Annotated in this window: 3 protein-coding genes; 2 read left to right on the forward strand and 1 reads right to left on the reverse strand. The window is 75.6% G+C overall.

Translation table 11 applies throughout. From position 1 onward, the window contains the following. Positions 1-116 precede the first annotated feature (116 nt). On the reverse strand, positions 117-665 hold the full coding sequence (locus HCN52_RS23910) for an RNA polymerase sigma factor (RefSeq protein WP_168090504.1): 549 nt from the start codon (positions 663-665) through the stop codon (positions 117-119). Between the two features lie 334 nt (positions 666-999). On the opposite strand from HCN52_RS23910, the gene HCN52_RS23915 reads away from it, so the two are divergent. Then, positions 1000-1374, forward strand: a complete 375-nt coding sequence (locus HCN52_RS23915) for an STAS domain-containing protein (RefSeq protein WP_168090505.1) — start codon at positions 1000-1002, stop codon at positions 1372-1374. Between the two features lie 308 nt (positions 1375-1682). Further along, a partial coding sequence (locus HCN52_RS23920; RefSeq protein ID WP_168090506.1) for an ATP-binding protein occupies positions 1683-2120 on the forward strand: 438 nt, incomplete at its 3' end.

The following is a 2120-nucleotide window of genomic DNA, read 5'->3' on the forward strand; positions in this document are numbered from 1 at the left end:
CTGCTCGGGCACGCCCGCCGCCGTCCCCGAGGCGGCGGCTCCCGCGTCGTCCGCGCGGCGGCCGGGCTCCTCCGAGCCCTCCCGCTCCGGTGGGCCGCCGTCGGCCCGGCGGCCCATCAGGGCCGTTCCGGAGCGGCGTAGCCGCCCGCGGTCGAGAGCAGTTGGAGTCCCAGCCGCAACCGGCGGCGGGCCTCCTCCTCGGTGATGCCCAGGCCGGCCGCCACCTGGGAGGTGCTCTGCCGCTGCGCGCGGGCCAACTCCAACGCGGTGCGCAGCGGCGAGGGCATCGAGGTGACGATGTAGTCGGCCCGGGCGGCCGTCGAGGCGGCGCGGACCCGGCGTGCCCGTTCGGCGGCGAGCGCCGCGTCGTTGGCGGTCCCGCCGGCCCGGCGCAGCACCGCCACCGCCAGCCGGTGCGCCTCGTCCGCGATCCAGGTCCGCAGCGGGCCCTGCTCGGGGTCGAACTCCTCGGGGCTGCTCCAGAGCCGGCCGAACACCTCGCCGGTGACCTCGGCCGCGCCCGTGTCCTCGTCGAGGATCCGCCGGGCGGTGCCGTAGGCGAGGGGTGCGAAGCGGTCGTACAGCTCGCCGAGCGCGGCCGCCTCCCCCTGGCGCAGCCGGCGACGCATGTCCCTGTCCCACTGGGGCGGTGTCTCGTGCGCCATGCGGGGCCCACCCTTCATCGCGTGGGACAAATGTAGTGGGCCCGCCCACCGTGGGGCACCTGTCGGACGGATATGCGTCCGGTCCCCTGCGTGGCGGGTGGCGCGATCCCCGTGGCCGCTCACGGCCGATGCGTGAGCGCGTGAAAAGTGGGCATGGCGACTGGGAACGGACGTCGGGCCCTCGTGGGCGCGGCCGGAAGGCGCCGCAGGATGGCTGCCGTCCATCGGTCGGTGGCCGGAACGAGCAGGAGCGGGCATAGAGTAGGCGAGGGGCGAGCCGGCCCGCGGCGCGACCCGCGGGCGGTGGCACCGAGAGCGAAGGGGCATCGAACGCGTGTCGTTGAGTGTGCTGACCGAGCAGCGGGGAGACTGGGCCGTCCTGCGCGTCCAGGGCGAGCTGGACCTCGTGACCGCCCCGACCGTGCGGCAGCACGTCCACGACGCCGTCGCCGACGGCCGCAAGAACGTGGTGCTGGATCTCGCCGGCGTGCAGTTCTGCGACTCCAGCGGCGTGGGCGTGCTGATCGCCTCCCGCCGGCTGATGCGCTCCTGCGCCGGTCGGCTGCGGCTGATCCTCCCCGCGAAGGGCGCCGAGGACGGCTCCCACGTCAACCGGGTGCTCGCGGCACTCGGGGTGCGACGCCTGTTCGATTGCTTCCCCGATCTGGAGGCCGCGGCCGACGACACGGCGCAGCCGCTGCCCGCCTGAGTCGCCCGACGCCGGCCGTTACGGCCGGGTGCCGCAGGGCCGAGGTCCCGGTTGCGCCCGTGATCAGCGGCCTGCACGCGATCGTTGCGAAATCAAGCATCGGACACCCACGGCGTGTTCGAACCTCCCCGGCCGGTGTCGCACAGTAGCCACCCGCTTACTCCTTTGCGCCGGAATATGTCCGAAGTGCTTGTTGCGGCCCCGCGCGTTCACTCATGCTGTGCAGACCCGGGAGTGCGGCGCCCGTGCCGCGGTCGGGTCCGCCCAGGCGTGAGGCGTGGTGTCCGCCGGTACGGATGGTGTGAGCGGTGCAGGAGCTGCGACGGCAGCTGGAGCTGGGACCCGACCCCGCGGAGGTGCGGCGTGCCCGCGAGTGGGTCAGAGCCCAGTTGGACGGCGGCGGAGGCCCGGTCCCGGGCACTCCGGCCGACACGGTGGTGCTGCTCGTCTCCGAGCTGGTGACCAACGCGGTCGTGCACACCGGTCGTCCCGCCGTGCTGCGGCTCCTCCTCCCGGGCGAGGCCCACACGCACGAGGAGCACGAGGAGCACCGGGGCGGTGGTGGCCCCTCCGAGGAGCCGGAGCCCCGCGCGCACGACCGGGCCGCCGCCCCGCCCCACCGCGCCCGTCCGGTCGACGGACACCGGGCGGCGCACCGACGGGCGCAGCCCGACCGTCCCGCCCCGGCGGAGACGGCCCGCCCCGGCTCCGGGACGCCGCCGCGGTGCGGCGACCCCGGCGCAAGC

The sequence above is a fragment of the Streptomyces bohaiensis genome (genome assembly GCF_012033785.1).
In the GTDB taxonomy this organism is placed as follows: Bacteria; Actinomycetota; Actinomycetes; order Streptomycetales; family Streptomycetaceae; genus Streptomyces; species Streptomyces bohaiensis.